Origin of the sequence: Armatimonas sp. (assembly GCF_031410135.1) — a bacterium.
Classification (GTDB): Bacteria; Armatimonadota; Armatimonadia; order Armatimonadales; family Armatimonadaceae; genus Armatimonas.
In genome coordinates, this window is the sequence record NZ_JANNYP010000163.1 from 1 (window position 1) to 2,192 (window position 2,192).

Genomic DNA, 2,192 nt, shown 5'->3' on the forward strand with positions numbered 1-2,192 from the left:
CTCCGGCTCCGGCCTCAAGTTCGACGAAGACCTAGCGTTTGGCGACAACGACTTTGGCATGGCGGTGGAGACGGTCTACACCATGCAGGAGATTGGCTACAACGCCGTCGTGGGAATCGACTGCCAGCCCCTCAACACCGATACGCCCGATCAGCAGAATGCCTCGGTGGCCCGCTCGGTGCGCAACTTCAACCGCGCACTGGAGATCTGCAACACCCGCATCAACGCCGACGAGCTCAACGCACTCCGTGCCATCGGCGACCGCGCGGGTCTCTCGGATCTGTTCGCCCGTGCCGTCAGCGGCCTTTCGTAACGCGGAACGGATGACAACGGGCGGCTAAAGCAGCCCGCTGTTGCGACAAGAACCATAAATGGCCCTGCGGAGATTTCTCCGTGGGGCTGCCTCATTAAGAGCGAGGATGCAATGAAGTTCCGTATTCGCTATCTGTTTCTGGGAATTGTCATAACAAGTGCTTGGACGATTTTAAAAATCTTAAATCTACCCTGGCAAACCCAACGAGAGTGGAGCGATCTAGCTGGCATACCCATGATTGCAGCGATGTTTAGTCAAATCGCCTCGCCCATCCTTGCAATCATTTTCTTCAGACAAGGCTGGAAAGATTTTCAAGATGCCAGTATCCGAGAAAGCACGGGAGCTTTTATTTGCGGCATTCTCAGTACTGTTGCCTTCCTGATCTTCTGGTTCGGCCTGCCTCAATTGCCAGATACTGATTGATTCATGCGCCGCCTCCGAGTTCGCTGTGGCGGGTCTTTCGGATTTGTTCGCCCGTGCGGTGAACGATCGGGCGTCACATCGGGCCGATAAATGGCACTCAAGCCCTCTCAGCTCCCGTGCGAGTTGAGAGGGCTTTTCGATTGCTTTAGGGAACGGTATAGTAGGGATATGTCTGCTGCAACCCTGCATATTCTGGAAGAGGCAAGCACCTTGCCTGTGCTGGAGCTTGATGCTCTGATCGCTCACTTAGCGGAGCTACGGGCACGCAAGGCGACAATGCATCAGCCGCCCCCTCGTGAAATCGAGCTCATCCAACAGATCAATCAGTGTGTTCCGCTACCGCTACGAGAGCACTGGCAAGAGCTAATTCTCTTACAGCAGAACCGGATACTGACGATGGCAGAAGCGACCGAGCTTGCGGCACTCGTAGATAGTGTCGAGGAGCGCGAGGCAGAGCGAGCGGGCTTGCTCGCTGAGCTGGCACGACTACGGGGTGTTACCGTTCTACAGCTTGTGGAGACACTTGGGCTTCGTCCACGTGACCGAGAGATGGTCTGATCTGCGATGTCCGATGAGCGCCCGTATATTTCGGTAGAGGTACGCCGTGCCGTTTTTGAACGTGCGCGATGGCTGTGTGAGTACTGTCGCTCCCCAGAAGCGATTGGAACGGTTTCTTTTCAAATAGAGCATATCGTGCCATATAGCAGTGGTGGTTCGAGTGATCTTTGGAACCTTGCCTGCTCTTGTCCAGGCTGCAATAGCCACAAGGCCATGAGGGTAACAGCGACCGATCCTGCAACAGGCACTACTATGCCCCTGTTCAATCCACGTGATCAAATCTGGAGCGAGCACTTTGTATGGAATGAGGATTTTACTCAAATCATCGGTCAGACAGCGACAGGGCGTGCCACAGTTGCCGCACTTCTACTCAACCGACATGGTCTACAAAACCTGCGTCGTGTCCTCGTACTTGATGGTGCCCATCCCCCAGTAGAAATAGAAAATACACTCTGAGATTGTCAAGTTGTCTCCCGGATTCTGCATAAACCCGCTACAATAGGGACATGAGGGACATGCGCTGGTGGATGATTTTTGTGGCCCTGCTGGCCACCGTGCCGTCGCAGGCACAGAACACCGTTCTGCAACGCCGCTGCGTGAGCTGTCATAGTGGGACGAAACCTGCGGGGGGGCTTGATCTCTCCCGCACGGAGGCGATTAAACAAAACGCGAGCCGAATCTTGCGTGCCGCGGAGTCCGGCCAGATGCCACCGTCGGGGAAGCTCGCGGCGAGCGAGCTGGTGCAGCTCAAGAAAACACTACCGTCTCCCTCTACCCTCTGGTCTCTCAAGCCCCTTTCCAACCCTCTTCCCAGCGAGGCACGAGCGGCAGGGGGAAGAGGGTCGCACGAGGAACGAGCGCGGGGAGATGGCCTGAAGGGGAGTGGCTTTCTTGACAC

The 2,192-nt window shown here is 55.8% G+C and carries 4 protein-coding genes and 1 pseudogene; all 5 read left to right on the plus strand.

Going from position 1 to position 2,192, the window contains the following annotated elements; genetic code table 11:
• Window positions 1–313 (plus strand): annotated as a pseudogene (locus RMO15_RS05840) (hypothetical protein); the annotation flags it as partial.
• Window positions 314–424: 111 nt separating this feature from the next.
• Window positions 425–736, plus strand: a complete 312-nt coding sequence (locus tag RMO15_RS05845; RefSeq protein ID WP_309709118.1) for a hypothetical protein — start codon at window positions 425–427, stop codon at window positions 734–736.
• A 168-nt stretch (window positions 737–904) separates the two neighbouring features.
• A complete protein-coding gene (locus RMO15_RS05850; protein WP_309709120.1) occupies window positions 905–1,294 on the plus strand; it encodes a hypothetical protein in 390 nt (129 codons plus the stop codon).
• A gap of 6 nt (window positions 1,295–1,300) precedes the next feature.
• Window positions 1,301–1,750 (plus strand): HNH endonuclease, encoded by a 450-nt coding sequence (locus RMO15_RS33185; RefSeq protein ID WP_369016082.1) that lies wholly within the window; start codon window positions 1,301–1,303, stop codon window positions 1,748–1,750.
• A 59-nt stretch (window positions 1,751–1,809) separates the two neighbouring features.
• A partial coding sequence (locus tag RMO15_RS05855) for a c-type cytochrome domain-containing protein (protein WP_309709122.1) occupies window positions 1,810–2,192 on the plus strand: 383 nt, incomplete at its 3' end.